Source organism: Flavobacterium sp. MEB061 (genome assembly GCF_000834715.1).
Classification (GTDB): domain Bacteria; phylum Bacteroidota; class Bacteroidia; order Flavobacteriales; family Flavobacteriaceae; genus Flavobacterium; species Flavobacterium pectinovorum.
Genome location: NZ_JXQR01000014.1, coordinates 36,633 through 56,402 on the forward strand (window position 1 = coordinate 36,633; position 19,770 = coordinate 56,402).

At 32.9% G+C, this 19,770-nt stretch carries 21 protein-coding genes; 10 read left to right on the forward strand and 11 right to left on the reverse strand.

The window, feature by feature from the left end; translation table 11 throughout:
• Window positions 1-84: 84 nt before the first annotated feature.
• From RT99_RS05675 to RT99_RS05700, 6 genes are all read right to left on the reverse strand, one after another.
• Window positions 85-726 (reverse strand): O-methyltransferase, encoded by a 642-nt coding sequence (locus RT99_RS05675; protein WP_042564047.1) that lies wholly within the window; start codon window positions 724-726, stop codon window positions 85-87.
• A 112-nt stretch (window positions 727-838) separates the two neighbouring features.
• The gene (locus RT99_RS05680; RefSeq protein ID WP_042563774.1) at window positions 839-1,237 is read right to left on the reverse strand and encodes a hypothetical protein; all 399 of its coding nucleotides are present in this window, start codon (window positions 1,235-1,237) and stop codon (window positions 839-841) included.
• 241 nt (window positions 1,238-1,478) lie between these two features.
• Window positions 1,479-2,027 carry a hypothetical protein gene (locus RT99_RS05685; RefSeq protein WP_042563775.1) on the reverse strand — a complete coding sequence of 183 codons (549 nt, stop codon included), beginning with the start codon at window positions 2,025-2,027 and terminating at the stop codon, window positions 1,479-1,481.
• Window positions 2,028-2,031: 4 nt separating this feature from the next.
• Window positions 2,032-3,423 carry a hypothetical protein gene (locus RT99_RS05690; RefSeq protein ID WP_042563776.1) on the reverse strand — a complete coding sequence of 464 codons (1,392 nt, stop codon included), beginning with the start codon at window positions 3,421-3,423 and terminating at the stop codon, window positions 2,032-2,034.
• A gap of 5 nt (window positions 3,424-3,428) precedes the next feature.
• Window positions 3,429-3,998: a YceI family protein gene (locus RT99_RS05695; protein ID WP_242607168.1), complete on the reverse strand. Its 570-nt coding sequence runs from the start codon at window positions 3,996-3,998 to the stop codon at window positions 3,429-3,431.
• 249 nt (window positions 3,999-4,247) lie between these two features.
• Complete coding sequence (locus RT99_RS05700) at window positions 4,248-4,838, reverse strand: YceI family protein (protein WP_042563778.1); 591 nt, start codon at window positions 4,836-4,838, stop codon at window positions 4,248-4,250.
• Window positions 4,839-5,103: 265 nt separating this feature from the next.
• Between RT99_RS05700 and rlmN the strand changes: the two genes are divergently transcribed.
• Window positions 5,104-6,156 carry a 23S rRNA (adenine(2503)-C(2))-methyltransferase RlmN gene (gene rlmN, locus RT99_RS05705; RefSeq protein WP_042563779.1) on the forward strand — a complete coding sequence of 351 codons (1,053 nt, stop codon included), beginning with the start codon at window positions 5,104-5,106 and terminating at the stop codon, window positions 6,154-6,156.
• Window positions 6,157-6,455: 299 nt separating this feature from the next.
• Here the strand turns inward: rlmN and RT99_RS05710 are convergent, their stop codons facing one another.
• The gene (locus RT99_RS05710) at window positions 6,456-7,316 is read right to left on the reverse strand and encodes a hypothetical protein (protein WP_042563780.1); all 861 of its coding nucleotides are present in this window, start codon (window positions 7,314-7,316) and stop codon (window positions 6,456-6,458) included.
• 159 nt (window positions 7,317-7,475) lie between these two features.
• Here RT99_RS05710 and RT99_RS05715 point away from each other — a divergent pair, with 159 nt between their 5' ends.
• The 5 genes from RT99_RS05715 to dnaG all read left to right on the forward strand — a co-directional run bounded on the left by RT99_RS05715 (window position 7,476) and on the right by dnaG (window position 13,360).
• On the forward strand, window positions 7,476-8,453 hold the full coding sequence (locus RT99_RS05715; RefSeq protein WP_042563781.1) for a polyprenyl synthetase family protein: 978 nt from the start codon (window positions 7,476-7,478) through the stop codon (window positions 8,451-8,453).
• 200 nt (window positions 8,454-8,653) lie between these two features.
• On the forward strand, window positions 8,654-9,214 hold the full coding sequence (locus RT99_RS05720; protein WP_042563782.1) for an RNA polymerase sigma factor: 561 nt from the start codon (window positions 8,654-8,656) through the stop codon (window positions 9,212-9,214).
• A complete protein-coding gene (locus RT99_RS05725) occupies window positions 9,201-9,929 on the forward strand; it encodes a hypothetical protein (protein WP_042563783.1) in 729 nt (242 codons plus the stop codon). Before RT99_RS05720 ends, RT99_RS05725 begins: the two co-directional genes overlap by 14 nt.
• A gap of 192 nt (window positions 9,930-10,121) precedes the next feature.
• Window positions 10,122-11,174 (forward strand): hypothetical protein, encoded by a 1,053-nt coding sequence (locus RT99_RS05730; RefSeq protein ID WP_042563784.1) that lies wholly within the window; start codon window positions 10,122-10,124, stop codon window positions 11,172-11,174.
• 128 nt (window positions 11,175-11,302) lie between these two features.
• Window positions 11,303-13,360, forward strand: a complete 2,058-nt coding sequence (dnaG, locus tag RT99_RS05735) for a DNA primase (RefSeq protein WP_042563785.1) — start codon at window positions 11,303-11,305, stop codon at window positions 13,358-13,360.
• Window positions 13,361-13,463: 103 nt separating this feature from the next.
• Here the strand turns inward: dnaG and RT99_RS05740 are convergent, their stop codons facing one another.
• Complete coding sequence (locus RT99_RS05740; RefSeq protein WP_026730588.1) at window positions 13,464-14,093, reverse strand: response regulator transcription factor; 630 nt, start codon at window positions 14,091-14,093, stop codon at window positions 13,464-13,466.
• 94 nt (window positions 14,094-14,187) lie between these two features.
• Entirely contained in the window at window positions 14,188-14,994 is an 807-nt protein-coding gene (gene nadE, locus RT99_RS05745; protein ID WP_042563786.1) for an NAD(+) synthase, read from the reverse strand.
• 99 nt (window positions 14,995-15,093) lie between these two features.
• Here nadE and gldB point away from each other — a divergent pair, with 99 nt between their 5' ends.
• Both gldB and gldC read left to right on the forward strand, forming a co-directional pair.
• The gene (gene gldB, locus RT99_RS05750; protein WP_042563787.1) at window positions 15,094-16,050 is read left to right on the forward strand and encodes a gliding motility lipoprotein GldB; all 957 of its coding nucleotides are present in this window, start codon (window positions 15,094-15,096) and stop codon (window positions 16,048-16,050) included.
• Complete coding sequence (gldC, locus tag RT99_RS05755; protein WP_042563788.1) at window positions 16,050-16,385, forward strand: gliding motility protein GldC; 336 nt, start codon at window positions 16,050-16,052, stop codon at window positions 16,383-16,385. Before gldB ends, gldC begins: the two co-directional genes overlap by 1 nt.
• A 213-nt stretch (window positions 16,386-16,598) precedes the next feature.
• On the opposite strand, the gene yihA is transcribed toward gldC, so the two are convergent.
• Complete coding sequence (gene yihA, locus RT99_RS05760) at window positions 16,599-17,219, reverse strand: ribosome biogenesis GTP-binding protein YihA/YsxC (RefSeq protein WP_042563789.1); 621 nt, start codon at window positions 17,217-17,219, stop codon at window positions 16,599-16,601.
• Window positions 17,220-17,261: 42 nt separating this feature from the next.
• Entirely contained in the window at window positions 17,262-18,026 is a 765-nt protein-coding gene (locus RT99_RS05765) for an alpha/beta fold hydrolase (protein WP_042563790.1), read from the reverse strand.
• A 377-nt stretch (window positions 18,027-18,403) separates the two neighbouring features.
• On the opposite strand from RT99_RS05765, the gene RT99_RS05770 reads away from it, so the two are divergent.
• On the forward strand, window positions 18,404-18,877 hold the full coding sequence (locus RT99_RS05770; RefSeq protein WP_042563791.1) for a division/cell wall cluster transcriptional repressor MraZ: 474 nt from the start codon (window positions 18,404-18,406) through the stop codon (window positions 18,875-18,877).
• The gene (gene rsmH / locus RT99_RS05775; protein ID WP_207384882.1) at window positions 18,852-19,760 is read left to right on the forward strand and encodes a 16S rRNA (cytosine(1402)-N(4))-methyltransferase RsmH; all 909 of its coding nucleotides are present in this window, start codon (window positions 18,852-18,854) and stop codon (window positions 19,758-19,760) included. The genes RT99_RS05770 and rsmH overlap by 26 nt, the downstream gene beginning before the upstream one ends.
• Window positions 19,761-19,770 lie beyond the last annotated feature (10 nt).

Below are 19,770 nucleotides of genomic sequence, written 5' to 3' on the forward strand. Positions count from 1 at the left end.
AAGTTTCTGAGATACTAAGGATCTAAGTCTTTCCATTCTAAAGAAAACTCAGGATCTTAGTATCTCAGAACCTTAGCAACTTTTCTAAAGTACTCTGCTCACCGTTAATCCATCGCGAATTGGAAGTAAAACGGTCTCCACTCTTGGATCGTTTTTCAAAAGTAAATTGTATTCTAAAAGTACTTTTGTACTTACATCATTTGGGTGAACCGGTTCGAGGATTTTTCCGCTCCATAAAACATTATCAGATAAAATAATGCCGCCTTTATTCATTTTCGGAACAATCATTTCCCAGTAATTCAGGTAATTTTCCTTATCGGCATCAATAAAAACCAAATCAAATTTTACATCCAAAGTTGGAATAATATCTATAGCTTCTCCTAAATGCTGAAAAATTTGTTTTCCCCAAGGCGAAGCATCAAAATATTTACGCTGAAAATCGACTAATTCTTCTTTAATATCGATAGTATGTAATTGTCCGTTTTCCTGCATTCCTTCGCACAAACACAAAGCTGCATAACCGGTATAAGTCCCTATTTCCAGGATATTTACCGGACGAATCAATTTAGACAACATACTTAAAACGCGACCCTGAAAATGTCCGCTTAACATTCTTGGCAAAAGTATTTTCTGGTAGGTTTCTTTATTTAGTTTTGCTAACAATTCCGGTTCGTTTTCAGAATGTTGTTCAATATAATCTTCTAGTTCTTGTGATATAAAATGCATTTTGTTGTAGTTCTTATTTAAAGACAAAAATACAAAAAATATCGGCTCACTTTTTTTCATAAAAAAAACCATTCGCCGTAACGAATGGTTCTAAGTTTGATTTCAAAGGAAATTATTTTTTCAATGCTTCATTAACGTCTTTAGCAGTTTTTACTGTTCCGTCTTTGGCAGCTTTTGCAGCAGCTTCTGCTTTATCTGCAGCTTTTTTAGATGCTTCCTTTACGTCTGCAGCAGTTTTCTTTGCAGCAGTTTCAACTTCATTAGCTGTTTTTTTAGTTGCATCTTTCACATCCTGAACAGCGTTTTCTGAAGCTGCTTTTGCTTTTGCAGCAGCATCTTCGGCTTTAATAACGGCACTGTCTTTTACTTCTTCAATATCTGTAGTTAAAGAATCAACTTTGTTTCCAAGAGTCAGATTGTCTTCCTTAGGTTTTAATTCTTTATCTCCGCAAGATTGTACGGAAAATGCCAATAGAGCAATAACAGCTAAGCTTAAAATTTGTTTTTTCATGATTAATTCATTTTTAAAAGTTGATAAAATATAAAGGTTATAAAGCTGAAAAAATAAAAATACAAATTTTAAAATTAAGCGCTCTTCGTAAGATTATTTTTCTGCTAAGAGCAAGACAATTCTCGTGCCAAATTTTTTGTTTTTGAAACTTAGATTTTAAAAATTCCTTTGAAATCGGTTTTAAAGAATAGTAGGAAGTAAAAAGTACAATTCAATGTGATCAATAATTTTGCTTTATTGTTTAAGGTGTTTTGTATAAACTAAAATTAATCACAATTTCATCTTTCACTTTTATTAAACCGGCCATTTTTACGGGCGGTACAAGTTCTATATCAGAAAAATTTAAGTTTAAAGATCCGTGAATTTTATCTTCAGCATTATACAGAATAAAATCTTTGTATTTAAGTGTTTTATTAGTGATTAAAAAAGTGAGATTGCATTTGTAATTTTTTCCACAAGGTTTAATGTCGGTAAGAAAAACAGTGCTGTTAGGAAATTTTTTTGCTTTTACAGTTCCCTGTAAATCTTTAGTCATTATTTTGTTGCCACAATCAAAATCTGTCATTTTGATTTCGGTATTGAAGTTGTTGTTTTTAGAATTCAAATAAACAGTATCTGTTTTAGAAAATGTATTTGAACAATTGTATTTGCCAACGGTAGATACTCCTGTAATTTCTATTTTGATTTTATTAATCATTAAAAGAGGATCACCTGAAAAAGCGGGTTTAGTACTTCCTAAGAATGAAAAAAATACTAAACCCAAGATTAAATTTAAAAACAGGCGTTTCATTTCATTAGAATAAAATTACTGCTTCGAACATTAATCCTTTAAAACTGCCGCCAAAAAGATCGTTAGGAGTTGCTCCGTTAAATTGAGAGAAGTTTTTATAGTTTTGATCCACATATTCTAATTTTGCCAAAACATTTTTAGTCATAAACCAGCCCGCCGCCGCTTCAAATCTATTTATTTGAATACTCTGAGTATTTGCGTTGGCTAATTTTCCATCAACTAAATTATATTTTCCGCCTATATAAAATCTTTCTCCTTCACCAAAACGGTAAACTAAATCCCCAACATATTGGTTTACTTTACGAGTGTCGTCGGTACCTTTAAAATCACCTCCTGAAGTAAATTCTAAAGTTCCAAAAAATTCAAGTCCTTTATATTTTATAAAAGGGTTTACCATGTATGATGTTGCCCAGTTTCCGTATCCGGGATTAAATCTTCCTGTATCTTTATTAGCAGTCGGATCAAAATTGTTTGCTACAGCTGTAACAACATTTCCGGTTGCGGGATCAATAATATTATAATCAGCATGACTCATTACACCATAAAAACGGCTTCCTGCTCTGTCTGAAGCGTATAAATTTCCACTAGAATTTGCAGTATGGTAATAAGATCCTGTAAGTCTAATTCTCAAATCTTCGTTGATTTGTTTATCCCAGCCTAATTTCGCAAGTATAGATGGGCTTATAGTAGTATTAGAATCTGGTTTTGCAGTCGTTGGAGTTGTTGGTACAATCTCTGCAACATTTTGATTTAGTTTAGAATTGGTGATTCCAATCATGCTTACAAAACCAGATCTGTTATAATAAACTTCTGCTCCCATTTCTGTGATGAACGCATCCATAATGTTGTTTCCAACAAACGGATTCATGAAGGCATTTCCGTTATCTGATCTTCTAAAATGTGCATCACCATAGTTATTCTCCATTTGACCAATTTTGATCGTTGTATATTGCATAAAATCAGCCAGGAAATCTTTTTTAATGAAGTCCAGTTTGTCAATTTGCAAATAACCTCCTTTTACCCAGGTTTCGTTGTGGTGTCTTGAAGCCAGATAAACATCTAAATTGACACGAACACCATCATATAACTGAGCTCCAATGGTGAAATTAGCATTCGGTAAATTAAAATTATTCTCCAGATTATTCAATCTGTAACCCGGTGCTGTAGCCAAACCTCTTTGATCATTAAACGAATTCAAAGCCTGAAGTTGAAGCGCGAATGCAGCTCCCATATCTACACTTAAACCATTAAAGGCAACAGTATCTTTTTTAACATCAAATTGATTAATTCCTTTTTGGTTTCGTGGAATTTGATTCTGAATATGTCCAAAACTAACTTGTGCATTGACGGCAAACGTACTGACTAATGCAATAATGAATACATAAATCTTTTTCATGGCGGTTATAAATTAAAGTTTAAGTTGAATTTTACAGTCAAATCTTCACCGGTTGTGATAGTCCCTAACATTGCCGTTGGAGATTTCATTCCAAATTCTGTAAAAGTAATTTTGTTAGACCCCTGCATGTTTAATACATCTTTTGTGATAGCTGTTTTTACAGTAGTTTTCAGGATTTTGCTCACGCCTGCAATAGTATACGTTCCTGTTAGTTCCCAAGTTGTTTCATTTACTTTTTGAGCAGATTTAAGAACATATTTTATGTTTTTTTGCGTATCAGTTTTCAGTGTTTTATAAGCCACTTTATCCATGCTTTTTTTCTCGCTTTTAACGCTTTCTGCTAAAAGATTTATTGATAAAGATTCGATATCAGTAAGTTTTGAATTCGCTATTGTAAAGTTCCCTGTTCCTGTTCCTGAATTTGATTTCATCTCCCAGTCATGTAATGTTGAAGTGCCTGAAACTGAAAATGCTGATTTACCGTCTAATGCATAATTTTTTTGAGCAATTGCAAATGTTGTCATTCCTAAAAAAGAAATGATAAAGGCGAATAATTTAATTTTTTTTGATTTCATTTTTACTATTATTTAGTGAAGTGAGACAATTTTTTGAATTCAATTTTAACCACGTGTTTTATTTTCTTGTTCAAATTTATTCCTGTTATTCCGGGATTTTTATGACAATAATCATTGTTAAAATTTTATTAAATTCATATTTAAGAACTACAACGTTTTTATTTTTATTAAAATTGATGCATAAAAAAAGAGCTATTTGATTTTTGTCAAATAGCTCTTTTTAAGTTTTGTTGTTTTAAATTATAGCAATCAATTTTGTGTTATAGATCCTTTCATAGTTAGTTCGCTAAAAATAAGATTGAAAATTAAAGTTAGGTCTTTTCCGGCTCTAACTACACCAAGTGCTGCTGTTGGGGCTGACATTCCAAAATCTGCAAAAGTGATCTGGTTTGATCCCCTCAAAATAAAGCTGCCATTTATAGACGTTACGTTTACAACAGTTTTAAACTCTTTACTGATTCCTGAAACTGTATATGTTCCGGTTAAATTCCAGGTTGTTTCGTTTATTTTAGTGGCAGATTTTAAAACATATTTAATGTTTTTGTATGTTTTTGTATCCAGGGTTTCGTAAGCCACATCATCCATACTCGTTTTAGTGCTTTTTATACTCTCTGCTAATAGTGTAATAGTTAAGTTGTTTATATCAACCAATTTATAATCTATAACTGTTAAATTGGCAATTCCATTTCCTTCTGAAGATTTCATTGACCAATCGTGTACATTTGAAGTTCCTGCAACCTCAAAAGTTGATCTTGCTATAGTATAGTTTTTTTGTGCGTTTACCTGTAATGACATTGTTGTAAAAATCACTGTCAATAAAATTGATTTAATTACTTTCATTTTGATATGGTATTAGTTTGTTTTTGGAATAAAGGAAACTTCAATGAATTTTTAATCTTTAAAAATTCCTGTTATTTCTTAGACCAAAATTATTCGGAATACATAAAGCAGAGAATGATAAAAATCATAGTTAGAAATTTATTAAATAATTATAATTTGTAAAATAGAAAATAGTGTAGTTCCAAAAACAAAAACAAGTATTTGCAGGTAATAAGCGACAATATAGCGTCAGAATTTTTTAAGAAAAAAACAGTAACTTTGCACCATGCAATTGGAGAAAAAAGACATAAGAGCCTTATCAAAAGATCAATTACGAGATTTTTTTGTCGCAAATAATGACAAAGCTTTTCGCGGAAATCAAGTCTACGAATGGTTGTGGAGCAAAGGAGCACACAGTTTTGAGGATATGACGAATGTTGCCAAAACAACACGTTCTATGCTCGAAGATAATTTTGTAATTAACCATATTAAGGTTGATACAATGCAGCGCAGCAGTGACGGAACTGTAAAAAATGCCGTTCGTCTGCATGATGGTTTAGTGGTAGAATCTGTTTTGATTCCTACAGATACCAGAACAACAGCTTGCGTTTCAAGTCAGGTTGGCTGTAGTTTAGACTGCAATTTTTGCGCAACGGCAAGATTAAAGCGTATGCGAAACCTGGAACCGGGCGAAATTTACGACCAGATTATGGCAATCGATAAAGAAAGCCGTTTGTATCACAATCATCCCCTTTCGAATATTGTTTTTATGGGAATGGGTGAGCCTTTAATGAACTATAATAATGTCATTAAAGCAATCGATATGATCACGTCGTCGGAAGGTCTGGGAATGTCGCCAAAGCGTATTATGCTTTCGACATCAGGAATTCCGAAAATGATTAAGAAGATGGCCGATGATGATGTGAAGTTCAAATTGGCAGTTTCCCTGCATTCGGCAATTGATGAAATTCGTGCGAAGATTATGCCTTTCAGTAAAAATTTTCCTTTAAAAGATTTACGAGAAGCACTTGAATATTGGTACAGAAAAACAAAAAGTAAAATTTCATACGAATACGTGGTTTGGAAAGGAATTAACGACGATAAAGCTTCGATTGATGCTTTGGTTAAATTCTGCAAATATGTGCCTTGTAAAGTTAATTTAATCGAATACAATCCAATTGACGACGGAGAGTTTCAACAAGCTTCGGAAGAATCTATTATGGCCTACATAAAAGCTTTGGAAAATATTGGAGTAGTAGTAAAAGTTCGTCGCAGCCGCGGAAAAGATATTGATGCCGCTTGTGGACAATTGGCCAACAAGGAAGGAAATGATAATTGATTTTGAAATATTTGTGTAGTCCCTACGGGACAAAACACACGCGTAATAATTAATTTCTACCAATATGTAATCTCTCCGAGATATTTATTGAAAGAATTAAGTTACAAAAAAGCAGAATAATACCAATCTAATCATTTAATAGCAGCAAAATATTCCGTTAGGAATTACATATTGGTAGAAAAAAACGATAACCGATAAAATGTCCCGTTGGGGACTACACATTTAATTATATAAATAAAAAAGCATTAAAGACAAGATCAAACCTGTTTTTAATGCTTTTTGTTTGGGCAAAAAAGGCATTATTTTTTCAAATCTATTTCTTCGGTTACACCATCTTTAGTAACTGTTACCAAAGTGTTGCAATCTCCATTTCCATAATCAATAATCGCATTAGCGCCGTTTTTAGTTAACGATAAAACACCTTTTACGGCAAATGGTTTTTTACACGCAGCATTAAATTCCAGTGGAGTTGTAATTTCTGCCGAATAAGTATCGCCATTCGGAAAAGTCGTGGTTCCGCTTCCTGTTACAACAGATTTATTATCATCCCAATTAAACCAGGTATCATAACCGGAAATAGTTTCTTTTGTTAAAGTTCCTTTTCGGGTATAAACGCTTCCATCATCAAAAGTAACAGTCATGTCAATTGTTGCTGTTAAAACAGGATGCACTTCTGCAAGCAAATCGGTAGCTTTTTTTGTCCGAACAATGCTCTTGCTTCCCTCAATTTTTTTACCATTGTGATAAAAACCTTCAAAAGTATAACTAATCGTTTGTGTCGATGCAGAAAAGTCATTAGAGAACGAAACAGTCATTTTTCCTTTTACCGAATTTCCATTGTCTAGTGTACAGCCTTCAATACCAAAATCAACTGTTCTTGTCCAGATATTATTGGTTAAAACAGTAGTAATTGTGGCGCAGCTTGGTAAAAAGTTTTTGATTGTGCCGCTAGGTTTATTAGTGCTGTTTTGCTGAGCATCAAATTGATCTTCAGCAATATTAGTTACATCCTCTATCGATGCATCAATTTTAGAATTGGTAACAATTTCGTCATTTGAAATTTTAGCATTCGTTCCGTCGTTTCCACTTTCATCAGAATTACAGCTAATAAAAAATGATAAAGTGATACAAGTTCCAATTAATAAAAATTTTGTTTTCATAATAAATAGTTTAGGTTTTACTTTTAATTAATGAATTCAAATTGGGAATTGGAATTAGATGTTTTTTTGGTTAATTTTTTAATTAGTACATAAATTGTTCATATACTAACATAAAATAGTCAACGTTTTTTTATTTAAAATAGTATATTTGGAGTCGAAATGAACATTACTTCTCAAATAAAACAGCCCATTTTTAACGAAATGGAACTTTTCGAAAAAAAGTTCCATGAATCGATGACCTCAAAGGTTGCGTTGCTGAATAGAATTACATATTATATTGTAAATCGAAAAGGAAAACAAATGCGTCCGATGTTTGTTTTTCTGACATCAAAAATGGTTTCCGGGGGTATTGTAAATGAAAGAACATATCGAGGAGCTTCTGTTATTGAGTTGATTCATACCGCAACTTTAGTGCACGATGATGTGGTTGATGACAGTAATCGCCGCCGCGGATTCTTTTCTATCAATGCACTTTGGAAAAATAAAATTGCTGTTTTGGTTGGTGATTATTTATTGTCGAAAGGATTATTGCTTTCGATAGATAATGGGGATTTCGATTTACTCAGAATTATTTCTGTAGCTGTTCGCGAAATGAGCGAAGGAGAATTGCTTCAGATAGAAAAAGCCAGAAGACTCGATATTACCGAAGAGGTTTATTATGAAATTATCCGAAAAAAAACCGCTACACTTATTGCGGCTTGTTGCGCTCTTGGTGCAAAATCGGTAATTGAAGATGATATTCAGGTCGAGAATATGCGCAAATTCGGTGAACTTATCGGAATGGCATTTCAAATCAAAGACGACTTATTCGATTACAGCGAAGAAGCCATCGGTAAACCAACCGGAATCGATATTAAGGAGCAAAAAATGACTTTGCCTTTAATTCATGTTTTAAATACTTGTACTCCGCAAGAAAAAAAGTGGCTGATAAACTCCATCAAAAACCACAACAAAGACAAAAAACGCGTAAAAGAAGTTATTGCTTTTGTAAAAAACAATAATGGTTTGGCTTACGCCGAAAATAAAATGATCGAATTCCAGCAGGAAGCACTTTCACTATTAGAGAATTACCCCGATTCTGAGTTTAAAGATGCCCTTATTCTGATGGTGAATTACGTTATTGAGAGAAAGAAGTAATTAGATAATTTGTCAATTAGAAAATTAGATAATTGTTTTACTTTGTTGTAAATCAGTTTATTTTGTTTTTTATATTGGGATTTTCTTTTGGAATTTGGAATTTTTTTGTTGATTTTTTTCACTCCATGCAACCATTTCAAAACCAAACTCGTCTATGCTAATAGAAGTCTGTTAGTAAAACAAAACCGGAGCGCTTATTAATGAAAATTATTCATTTACATCAGGAAGAAACTGAAATTATAAAGTTGGCTGTCGAAAATAATCGACAAGCTCAACAGCAAATTTACGGGCGGTTTTCTCCAAAAATGCTAAGTGTTTGTCGGCAATATATAAAAGACATTCAATTGGCAGAAGATGTAATGATCACCGCTTTCATGAAAGTATTTACCAACCTGAACAAATTTGAACACAAAGGAAGTTTTGAAGGCTGGATTCGCCGAATTATGGTTAATGAATGCATATCGTATTTAAGAGTTCAGAAAAAGGTAAAATTTACCGAAGACGAAATTTATGTCGAAGAAAGTTTCAACGCCATTGACAGCCAGTTTTCGATAGAACAAATTCAGTTTTTAATTGATGCTTTGCCAGATGGTTACAAAATGGTTTTCAATTTATATGCGATTGAAGGTTACAAACACAATGAAATTGCCAAGATGTTAGGTATAAATGAAGGAACATCAAAATCGCAATTATCGCACGCCAGAAAAATGCTGCAGACACAAATTAATACATTAAAAAAACTAGATAATGGAACCGAATAATTTTGAAAAGGATTTCCGTGAAAAATTAAACCAACGTACGATTGAACCAAGCGACAAAGCCTGGGATCGATTAGATGCCATGTTGAGCATTGCAGAAGAAAAGCAGCCTAAAAAGAACTATAAATGGTTGTATATCGCGGCAAGTATTGTTGGTTTTTTATTGGTGGAAACTTTCTTTTTTAATCAGAAGAAAAATGTTGTTGAAACTCCAAAAGTAAATGTAGTTACAGAAGATAATGCTAAGAAAGATTCGGCTGTACAACCAACTTTGAATGTAATAGATTCTAATAAAACAGAAATTGCGGTTTCAGAGAAAATGTCAATTCAAACTTCAAATAAAAGAGAAAAGAAAATTAATCATAACGTTTCAGAACAAAAATCATATCAACTTATAAAAAATGAAAAAAATCAAATAGCGGAGTCTTCAGTCATCATCAAAAACAATCAGGAAAAACAATCAATCAATAATCAAACTTTAGTTGTCGAAACTTCTAAAAATGAAAATGTCGATCAATTGCTAAACACAGCCGAAAAAACTGTGGTGGCAGAACATTCGGCTAAGCCAAAATCGAAAATAAAAATCAACGCCAATGATTTACTTAATCAAGTCGATGGAGAATTAGAAACTTCGTTTAGAGAAAAAGTAATTACAAAAGTCAATAAAAATTATCAAACCGTAAAAGTGGCATTGGCGAATAGAAATCAGGAAAAGTAAAGAAAATAGAGTAAAGAAAATAGAGTAAAGAATAAAGAATAAAGAGTAAAGAAAATAGAATATAGATATTTTTAGTTCCGGAGGAACGATCCATATTGTAGCGTCGGGTTTTAACCCGATGGAAATGGAATAAAAGTATTTACAATTCACAATTAATCATCATCAATCAACAATCAAATTAAAAAATCAATCATGAAAAATTTTACCGTTTACCTCGTAATTTTAGTTTTCTTATTTGTCAGCAAAGTGCTGGGACAGGAAACTTTTGAATCAAGAGCAAAGCAAATTGCCGACAAAATAGAAAAGATAACAAAAGAAGAAAAAGCCGCTTTAAAGGAAGAAGTTGAAGCTGTAAATGTTCAGTTGTCTGAAGGGAAAATAACTCAGGAACAAGCCGATAAACGCAAGAAAGAACTGGCTGAAGCCCGAGCCGTAATAATCGAAGAAAAAGTTACTTTGGCTCAAAATGAACTTAATGACCTGGTACAGCAAAAAGTAGATGGGAAAATCCAAGAGCAGGATTCAACAAAAAAACACATGCTGGTTATTCACTGGAATGACCGAAATTGGGAAGAAAGAAAAAAAGTAAAAGATTCTATTCATGGCGAAAAAAGAACCACTTCGCAATTTGTGTTTGCAATGGGATTAAATAATATGATGGTCGATGGCAAACTTCAGGATTCGAATTACAGTTTTATAGGTTCGCATTTTTATGAATGGGGTTTTACTTATAATTCAAGATTATTGAAAAACGATAATTTATTGCATGCAAAATACGGACTGTCATTAATGTATAATAATATTCGCCCAACAGACAATCGCAGTTTTGTAGTAAATCAAGATCAGACAAATTTGGAGGTTAATGCGACAAATCTCAATGAATCCCGATTTAGAAATGTGTATTTAGTATTGCCTGTACATTTAGAATTTGATTTTACAAAACCCACAGTAAGTAACGGAAAAGCGTATTTTAAAACACATAAAAGTTTCCGTTTCGGAATTGGAGGTTATGCCGGAATTAACGTAAAATCGAAACAAATTTTAAAATTTGAAGAAGAAGATTTAAAATATAAAACAACCATAAAAGGCGATTATAATGTAAATAATTTTATTTACGGATTAAGTTCTTACATCGGTTACAAATCGTTGAGTTTGTATGCAAAATATGATTTAAATCCTTTGTTTCAGGATAATCTGGTTGACGAAAAAAATATTTCATTAGGATTGCGTTTCGATTTAAATTAAAAATTGAGTTAAGTTTAGTTAGTAAAAAAGCACTTTGAAAGAAGTGCTTTTTTTATGAAAAAATGATAAAATTTCAAGATTGATTTGTGTACTTTTACAGGCTCTAAATTCTAAAAATATTTTACGTTTTGATCTCACAAAATACAATTGATACTGTTTTTGAAACTGCTCGTGTAGAGGAGGTTATAGGTGATTTCGTAAATTTAAAACGCGCCGGAAGTAATTTTAAAGGTCTGAGTCCGTTCTCAGATGAGCGCTCTCCGTCGTTTATGGTGTCGCCGGCAAAAGGAATCTGGAAAGATTTTAGTACCGGAAAAGGAGGGAACTCTGTTAAATTTTTAATGGAACACTCACAATTTACCTACCCGGAAGCCATTCGGTATTTAGCCAGAAAATACAATATTGAAATTGAAGAAACTGAACAGACAGATGCTGAAAAAGCCATTACGGATGTTCGCGAAAGTATGTACTTGGTTTCAGAATTTGCAAAAGAATATTTTCATAATACACTTTTACATTCAGAAGAAGGAAAAGCAATTGGACTTTCCTATTTTAAAGAAAGAGGTTTTACCAACGAAACCATCAAGAAATTCAGTTTAGGATATTCACCGGAAACCTGGGATGCATTGACTAAGGAAGCTTTGGGGAAAGGATACAAACTTGAATTTCTGGAAAGTACAGGTTTAACAATTGCCAGAGAAGATCGCCCTTTTGACCGTTTTAAGGGTCGTGTAATGTTTCCTATAGAAAGTATGTCCGGACGGGTTTTGGGATTTGGAGGACGTATTTTAACCAATGATAAAAAAGCAGCCAAATATTTAAATTCTCCCGAAAGTGATATTTACCATAAAAGTAGAGTGCTTTACGGAATTTTTCAGGCCAAACAATCGATCGCAAAACTCAACAATTGCTATTTGGTTGAAGGTTATACCGATGTAATCCAGTTTCATCAGGCCGGAATCGAGAATGTTGTGGCTTCTTCAGGGACAGCTTTAACGCCAGATCAGATTCGTTTGGTCAATCGTTTAACGAAAAACATTACTGTGCTTTTTGATGGAGATGCTGCAGGTTTGCGCGCGTCTATTCGAGGAATCGATTTGATTCTTGAAGAAGGAATGAATGTAAGAGTTTGTGGTTTTCCTGATGGGGAAGATCCGGATAGTTTTGCACGAAAAAATTCTCATGATGATTTAGTAGCCTATTTAGAAGCAAACAGCAAAGATTTTATACAGTTTAAAGCTTCGATTTTAATGAACGAAGCCAAAAACGACCCAATCAAAAAAGCAGATTTGATTCGGGATATGGTAACGAGTATTTCGAAAATACCAGACCGTATTCAGCGAGAAGTATATCTTCAGGAATGTGCCCGAATTATGGATATTTCGGAGCAGGTTTTGGTAAGTACACTGGCGCAGTTGATTCAAAAAGATATTGCTGATGCTGATAAAAAGCAAAAGCAGCAACAAAAGCCCTTTGAAGTAGTTAGAAACCAAAATCCAAATACCGGTTATTCTGGCGGCGATCCAGATGATCCAAGAACAGGTCCTCCGGATGATTATCCTGGAGAATCGGGATATCCACAGCAGGCAGAAAAAGTAGATATTCTATATGGTTTTGAACGCAAAATAATCGAAATATTATTGCTTTACGGAAGTGTACTCGAAGATTTTGAAGATGTTTATTTAAAAGCCGATGAAGAAGGAGTTATTAAGGAAGTAAGCGAAAAAAGAAAATATAAGGTTTACGAAAAAGTATATTTAAGCCTTCAGGAAGATGAGGTGGAACTCTCCAATTCTTTATTCCAAAGTATTTTTAACGGTTTGATTGATTTTTACAACCAAAACGAAAGTTTTAGTTTAGATAAATATTTAATGCATTTACCACCGGAATTTGCTCAGGAAGTGACCAATATATTAATGGAAGATGAAAAAGTGGCTATTCACAATTGGGAAGGGCAAAACATTTTTCCAAAACATAAAAATGTAACAATAGAACAAAATGTTTCTGACACCATTTTCTCGATGCGCTGGTATTTGGTTTCAAAAATTATACAGGAATTAAAACAATCTTTATTGTCAGATCCGCAAGAAGATAATTCAGAGCTTTTATCTATGGTAGTTGATTATTCTAAGCTGCTGAATAATTTTTCAAGAAAATTAGGCAGGGTTGTAGTTCCTTATCACTAAAAACTTAAAAAGCTCTATACTTAATAGTATAGAGCTTTTTTTTACGGTTTTTGGATTATTCAACTGATATTTGGAAGATATCAGCAAGAGTAATTTTACACCATTAAATAATTTCTAATGTCTTAGCTTTATTTACTAAGTCAACTAAATTAGTCACGTTTAATTTAGTTAATAATCTCAATTTGTAAGTACTGATCGTTTTTTCGTTCAGGTTTAAAATTTTAGAGATTTCATTATTCTTTTTACCATCGCTTAAGTAACGCAAAACCTCAATTTCGCGGTTCGAAAGTTTTCTGTACAAGCGTTCGCTTTTGCTTTGTTTAGCAATAAGAGCCATGTTTTTACGTACAGTTTCGTTGATAATAATTTTCCCCTCGTGTACTTTAATAATAGAAAGACCTAAAGTTTCAAGTTTTTCTGTTTTGTGCACGTACCCGGAAACTCCCGCTTTAATCGCGTTTGGAGCATACATTTGTTCAGCGAGATCACTGAAGATTACAATTTTTGTTTTCGGGAAATTTTTTAGGATAGATTTCACTTCGAAGATGCTCGAAAGACCTTCTAATTCTAAATCCAGAATTAGAATATCGATCTCCTTCGTCTGAAGAATATCTCTAACCATTGAAAAATTGCCTACGTTAGCAACAATTGAAATTTGATCGTGGTCTTTGAAATAAGATTTCACGCCAAAGTGAGTCACAGGATGATTGTCTGCAAGACATACTTTAATCATAATTTTACCTTTTTAGAATTATTATCATGTTTTTTGGAGCTGTAAAATTAATAAATAAATTCTGTAATTAATCGCAGACAAATGTTAAAAAGTTTTATTTTAACGTTTTTGGTATTAAACAGACAGGTATGGCATCCATTTTATGCTTGTTGCTGGTGTTTAAACGTTTATAAATTTCAAAGACAGATTTTTCTCTCCCAGTGAAGTCAGCTGGCGTCTTTCCTGACTCCGAGGCTTCCATTGCCCATTCAAGTTCGTCGTAACTTGCTCCCAATTGATCCTCATCGGTTCTGTTATCGCCAAATAAACCGTCTGTAGGCGCTGCTGTTAAAATTGAGGCTGGAATTGTTAAAAATTCTCCAAGAGCATAAACATCCGATTTCATTAAGTCAGCAATTGGACTTAAATCGACTCCACCGTCTCCATATTTAGTATAAAAACCAACACCAAAGTCTTCTACCTTGTTCCCAGTTCCTGCAACCAATAGGCCGTGAATTCCGGCTAAATAATATAATGACGTCATACGGATACGTGCACGTGTGTTGGCTAGTGATAAATTAACTTTTGTTGAATCTTCTGTAGAAGGCACAGAAGCCTTAAAAGCTTCAAAAGTTGATGTTAAGTCAGTTTTTACATCCGAAACGTTAGGAAAACGCTTTTTCAATTGGTCAATATGTTCTCTTCCTCTCGAAACCTGACTTTCTGCCTGATGAATAGGCATTTCAACACATAGAACTTTTAAACCCGTCTGGGCACATAGAGTAGAAGTTACAGCAGAGTCAACTCCACCGGAAATTCCGATTACAAAACCATTTACTTTTGCATTGTTAGCGTAATTTTTTAACCACTCAACAATATGCGTATTTACTTTTTCTGCTTGAATTGTGCTTTTTTTAGTCATAATAGGTCAAGTTTAAGATACTGGAATGTATATTTGCACAAATATTTTTAAGTGCATGTTGTGCTTAAATTCATGCAACACAAATCTAATTAAAATAAAATGAAATTATATCGCTTTGTAGTGGTTCTGTGCTTGTTTTTTTTGTCTTGTGATCAAAAAAGTAAAGTAGAAAAAGCTGTTGAGGAAATTCCGGTTGATGTAAAAGTAGAACGTTTCGATAAAGTATTTTTTGAAACAAAACCTCAGGATTTAGCCAAAGTAAAAAAACAATATCCTTTCTTTTTCCCTGCCGGAAATGATGATAATGTGTGGCTGAATAAAATGCAGGATCCAATCTGGAGAGAAGTTTACACAGAAGTTGAAAAAAAATATTCCAATTTTGAACCTGTTCGTGAAGAATTCAATGCGCTTTTCCAACACGTAAAATATTATTTTCCTGAAACTAAAATACCAAAAGTAATTACGGTAATTGGAGAAATGGATTATAATGCAAAAGCAATTTACGCAGATAGTCTGGTTATTGTTGCATTAGAATTGTATTTGGGAAAAAACCATAAGTTTTATGAGTTTCCAAATTACCTGAAAGAGAATTTTGAGGAAAGGCAAATTATGCCTGATGTAGTTTCTAGTTTTTCTTTTAGAAAAATTCCGGCTTCTGCGGATAGAACTTTGCTTTCTCAAATGATTTTTGAAGGAAAACAATTGTATGCCAAAGATTTGCTTTTACCAGACTATACAGATGCAGAAAAAATGGGTTATACGCCAGAACAAATAAAATGGTGTGAAGAAAATGAAGAATACATGTGGCGTCATTTTATTGAAAATGAAATGCTGTATAGTGAAGATCCTAAATTAAATACCCGATTTATTGCTCCTGCACCATTTTCTAAATTTTATCTTGAAATAGATAATGATTCTCCCGGAAGAGTTGGTGCCTGGATTGGCTGGCAAGTAGTACGTTCGTTCATGAGAAATAATAATGTAACGCTGCCGGAATTATTAAAAACAAATGCTAAAGAAATTTTCGAAAAGTCCAAATATAAACCTAAGAAATAATGTCAGATACAATAAACTCAGAAATTAAATTCAATATAGAATTAGACGAAAACCGTGTTCCTGAAAAATTAACATGGAGCGCGCAAGACGGTGGCGTACAAGCTGAAGAAGCAAAAGCAATAATGTTATCTATTTGGGATAGCAAAGCTAAAGAAACAATGCGTATTGATTTGTGGACAAAAGATATGCCGGTTGATGAAATGAAAATTTTCTTTCACCAAACATTAGTAGCAATGTCAGATACGTTTAAACGTGCCACAGACGACGAAAAGATGGCAGATACAATGAAAGATTTCTGTGATTATTTTGCCGAGAAACTGGAACTTACTAAATAAATCCCAATATTTTAAATTCCAAATTCCAAACTATACGGGAAACCTTTGTCAAAGTTTAGGCAAAGGTTTTTTTTTACACAAAGTTTGACAAAATAACCCAAGGAATTGAAATTCCAAATAAAAAAATCCCAAATTCCAATTTATAATTGGAATTTGGGATTTTCTATTTGATTATTCCTTTTATTGGAATTTGGAATTTCTAAATTTGGAATTTTAAAATTGACTATTGTTCTTAAAAACCTCCTGATTTACTTCGTCGATATAGGATAAAAGTTCTTCTTTTCCTGTGGATTCTGTAGATGAGGTTACAAAATATCGAGGCATTTCTTCCCAGTTATTAGCAAACATTTGTTTTTTGTAAGCTGCAACATGCGAATCTATTTTTACTTTACTGATTTTGTCTGCTTTAGTAAAAATAATGCAAAACGGAATTTCGCTTTCGCCCATATATGACATAAATTCAATGTCAATATTTTGAGCTTCGTGGCGAATATCAATCAAAACAAAAGCGCATACAAGCTGTTCTCTCGTTTCAAAATAATCGGTAATAAATTGTTGAAAAACAGATTTTGTTTTCTTTGATACTTTAGCATAACCATAACCCGGTAAATCGACTAAAAACCAATTGTTGTTAATTTTAAAGTGATTTATAAGTTGCGTTTTTCCAGGTCTTCCGGATGTTTTTGCTAAATTTTTATGATTGGTAATCATGTTAATCAACGAAGATTTACCAACATTTGATCTTCCGATAAAAGCATATTCCGGCAAAAAATCCTGTGGACATTTTGCAACTTCAGAATTACTGATAATAAATTCGGCGGTTGTAATTTTCATGTGTTTTGTTTTTAAAACCTCCTTAAAATCGAAAGTTAAGTGCTATAAATTCTTTTTAACGAGCCATTCTTCAAGAATTGCATTAAATTCCTGAGGATGTTCCATCATAGCAGCGTGTCCACATTTGTCTATCCAGTATAAAGATGAATTAGGCAATAATTTATCAAATTCTTCGGCCACATTTGGTGGAGTTACAGCATCATTTTTACCCCAAATAATACAGGTTTCCACTGTCATTTTTGGTAAATCTTTGGCCATATTGTGGCGAATAGCACTCTTTGCAATCGTTAAGGTTTTGATTAATTTAATGCGGTCATTTACGGTTGCATAAACTTCATCTATCAATTCCGGAGTAGCAATTTTTGGATCATAAAAAACATCTTCAGCTTTCTTTCTGATGTATTCATAATCACCTCTTTTTGGATAACTGTCTCCCATTGCGCTTTCGTAAAGACCAGAACTTCCGGTAATTACAAGACCTGCGACTTTTTCGGGATATAATTTTGTATGGTAAAGAGCAATATGTCCTCCAAGTGAATTACCTAATAAAATTACTTTATCAAAACCTTTAAAAGTGATAAAGTCTTTTACATATTTCGCAAAACTTTTTACGTTCGTTTTTAGAATACTTTGGGTATATATTGGCAAATCAGGGATAACAACTTTGTATCCTTTTGTTGGGAAATATTCTGCTACAGCATCAAAGTTACTTAGACCTCCCATTAAGCCGTGTAAAATTACGATAGGAGTTCCTTCTCCAGCTTCATAATAGCTGTATTTGCCTTCTTTTTTGTAGTTTTTGTCCATTTAATCTAATGCCAATTTCAATTTGGACAAATATAGGGTTTAATAAATAAAAATAAATTTTTGGTGACATTTTTTAACTAGATAATTTCAGTAGGATTTATAAGTGGTTAAAAATCAGGTTTTATTGTTTAAAAATGAATAATTGCCAAATGTTAAAAAATTAATATTATGGCTAATTTTTAAGAGAAAGTCTATGTATTTTTTGCAATTGTTAAACAGAATTATCAATTCAATAATTATAATCTATCATATTGATTATCTATTAATTAAGTGAGTTGTGGTAAAAGTGGTTAAACTTATTAACAAAGTGGTAGATTGTGGTAAAATGTGGTATTTTTTTTTATATTTTTGCTGTATAACATGTTAATGAATTTTTCTTGAACACAATTGTAGGAACATACGAGTGTAAAGTCGATGCTAAAGGAAGGCTAATGATGCCTGCACCTTTAAAAAAGCAATTGGCTTCATCTCTTCAGGACGGTTTCGTTTTGAAGCGCTCTGTTTTTCAACCGTGTTTAGAATTATATCCAATGGACGAGTGGAATTTGATGATGCAAAAAATCAACAAGCTTAATCGTTTTGTAAAAAAAAACAATGATTTTATTCGAAGATTTACTGCAGGAGTTAAAGTGGTAGAAATTGATGCATTAGGAAGGTTATTGGTTCCAAAGGATTTGGTTGCTTTTTCAAGTATTTCAAAAGATGTGGTTTTTTCATCTGCGGTTAATATTGTGGAGATTTGGGATAAGGATTTATATGAAAAATCAATAAGCGGCGAAGATATGGATTTTGCAGATTTAGCCGAAGAAGTAATGGGAAATATTAATGACGACGACAATGGAATATCATAATCCGGTTTTACTTCATCCTACAGTTGATGGTTTAGATATTAAGCCAGACGGAATATATGTAGATGTAACATTTGGTGGCGGAGGTCATTCAAAAGAAATTTTGAAACGATTGGGACCAAACGGAAAATTGTTTGCTTTTGATCAGGATGAAGATGCGCTTGCAAATGCATTACCGGATGAAAGGTTTACCTTAATTAATGAGAACTTTAGATTTATAAAAAGATTTTTACGTTTTCACGGAGTAAAAAGTGTAGATGGAATTTTGGCAGATTTAGGAGTTTCGTCCCATCAGTTTGATGTTCCGGAGCGAGGTTTCTCAACCAGATTTGATGCCGATCTGGATATGCGGATGAATCAGAAAAGTGATTTAAATGCTTATCGGGTGGTTAACGAATATGAAGAACAGGATTTACGTCGTGTTTTTTTTGATTATGGGGAGTTGAAAAACGCACCCGTTTTGGCAAGAACAATTGTAGAAGCCAGAGAGCATAGACCAATTAAAACAACAGATGAATTAAAAGAAGTTCTGGCAAAATATTTACCGGAACGAGTTAAAAATAAAATATTAGCGCAGATTTATCAGGCGATTAGAATTGAGGTAAATCAGGAAATGGATGTTTTAAAAGAATTTATCGAGCAATCGTTAGAAATTTTAAAACCGGGCGGAAGATTTTCAGTAATCTCTTATCATTCATTAGAAGACAGACTGGTAAAAAGATTCATTAAAAATGGAATGTTTGAAGGAGAGCCTGAGCGCGATTTTTTTGGAAACTTCTCAGTTCCTTTTAAAACCATTGGAAAATTAATTGTTCCTGATGATGCTGAAATTAAAATTAATAACAGAGCAAGAAGCGCAAAATTAAGAATTGCTGAAAAGATATAATTAAGGTATA

Excerpts from the sequence above, each read along its gene's own strand:
- RT99_RS05725 (WP_042563783.1), top strand. The coding sequence starts at position 9,201 with ATGGAACCGAATAATTTTGAAAAGGATTTCCGTGAAAAATTAAACCAA.
- nadE (WP_042563786.1), bottom strand. The coding sequence starts at position 14,994 with ATGACTAAAAAAAGCACAATTCAAGCAGAAAAAGTAAATACGCATATT.
- RT99_RS05695 (WP_242607168.1), bottom strand. The coding sequence starts at position 3,998 with ATGAAATCAAAAAAAATTAAATTATTCGCCTTTATCATTTCTTTTTTA.
- RT99_RS05690 (WP_042563776.1), bottom strand. The coding sequence starts at position 3,423 with ATGAAAAAGATTTATGTATTCATTATTGCATTAGTCAGTACGTTTGCC.
- yihA (WP_042563789.1), bottom strand. The coding sequence starts at position 17,219 with ATGAAAATTACAACCGCCGAATTTATTATCAGTAATTCTGAAGTTGCA.
- RT99_RS05710 (WP_042563780.1), bottom strand. The coding sequence starts at position 7,316 with ATGAAAACAAAATTTTTATTAATTGGAACTTGTATCACTTTATCATTT.
- gldC (WP_042563788.1), top strand. The coding sequence starts at position 16,050 with ATGTCAGATACAATAAACTCAGAAATTAAATTCAATATAGAATTAGAC.
- RT99_RS05765 (WP_042563790.1), bottom strand. The coding sequence starts at position 18,026 with ATGGACAAAAACTACAAAAAAGAAGGCAAATACAGCTATTATGAAGCT.
- gldB (WP_042563787.1), top strand. The coding sequence starts at position 15,094 with ATGAAATTATATCGCTTTGTAGTGGTTCTGTGCTTGTTTTTTTTGTCT.
- RT99_RS05680 (WP_042563774.1), bottom strand. The coding sequence starts at position 1,237 with ATGAAAAAACAAATTTTAAGCTTAGCTGTTATTGCTCTATTGGCATTT.
- RT99_RS05685 (WP_042563775.1), bottom strand. The coding sequence starts at position 2,027 with ATGAAACGCCTGTTTTTAAATTTAATCTTGGGTTTAGTATTTTTTTCA.
- RT99_RS05675 (WP_042564047.1), bottom strand. The coding sequence starts at position 726 with ATGCATTTTATATCACAAGAACTAGAAGATTATATTGAACAACATTCT.
- RT99_RS05740 (WP_026730588.1), bottom strand. The coding sequence starts at position 14,093 with ATGATTAAAGTATGTCTTGCAGACAATCATCCTGTGACTCACTTTGGC.
- rsmH (WP_207384882.1), top strand. The coding sequence starts at position 18,852 with ATGACGACGACAATGGAATATCATAATCCGGTTTTACTTCATCCTACA.
- RT99_RS05730 (WP_042563784.1), top strand. The coding sequence starts at position 10,122 with ATGAAAAATTTTACCGTTTACCTCGTAATTTTAGTTTTCTTATTTGTC.
- rlmN (WP_042563779.1), top strand. The coding sequence starts at position 5,104 with ATGCAATTGGAGAAAAAAGACATAAGAGCCTTATCAAAAGATCAATTA.
- RT99_RS05715 (WP_042563781.1), top strand. The coding sequence starts at position 7,476 with ATGAACATTACTTCTCAAATAAAACAGCCCATTTTTAACGAAATGGAA.
- RT99_RS05720 (WP_042563782.1), top strand. The coding sequence starts at position 8,654 with ATGAAAATTATTCATTTACATCAGGAAGAAACTGAAATTATAAAGTTG.
- RT99_RS05700 (WP_042563778.1), bottom strand. The coding sequence starts at position 4,838 with ATGAAAGTAATTAAATCAATTTTATTGACAGTGATTTTTACAACAATG.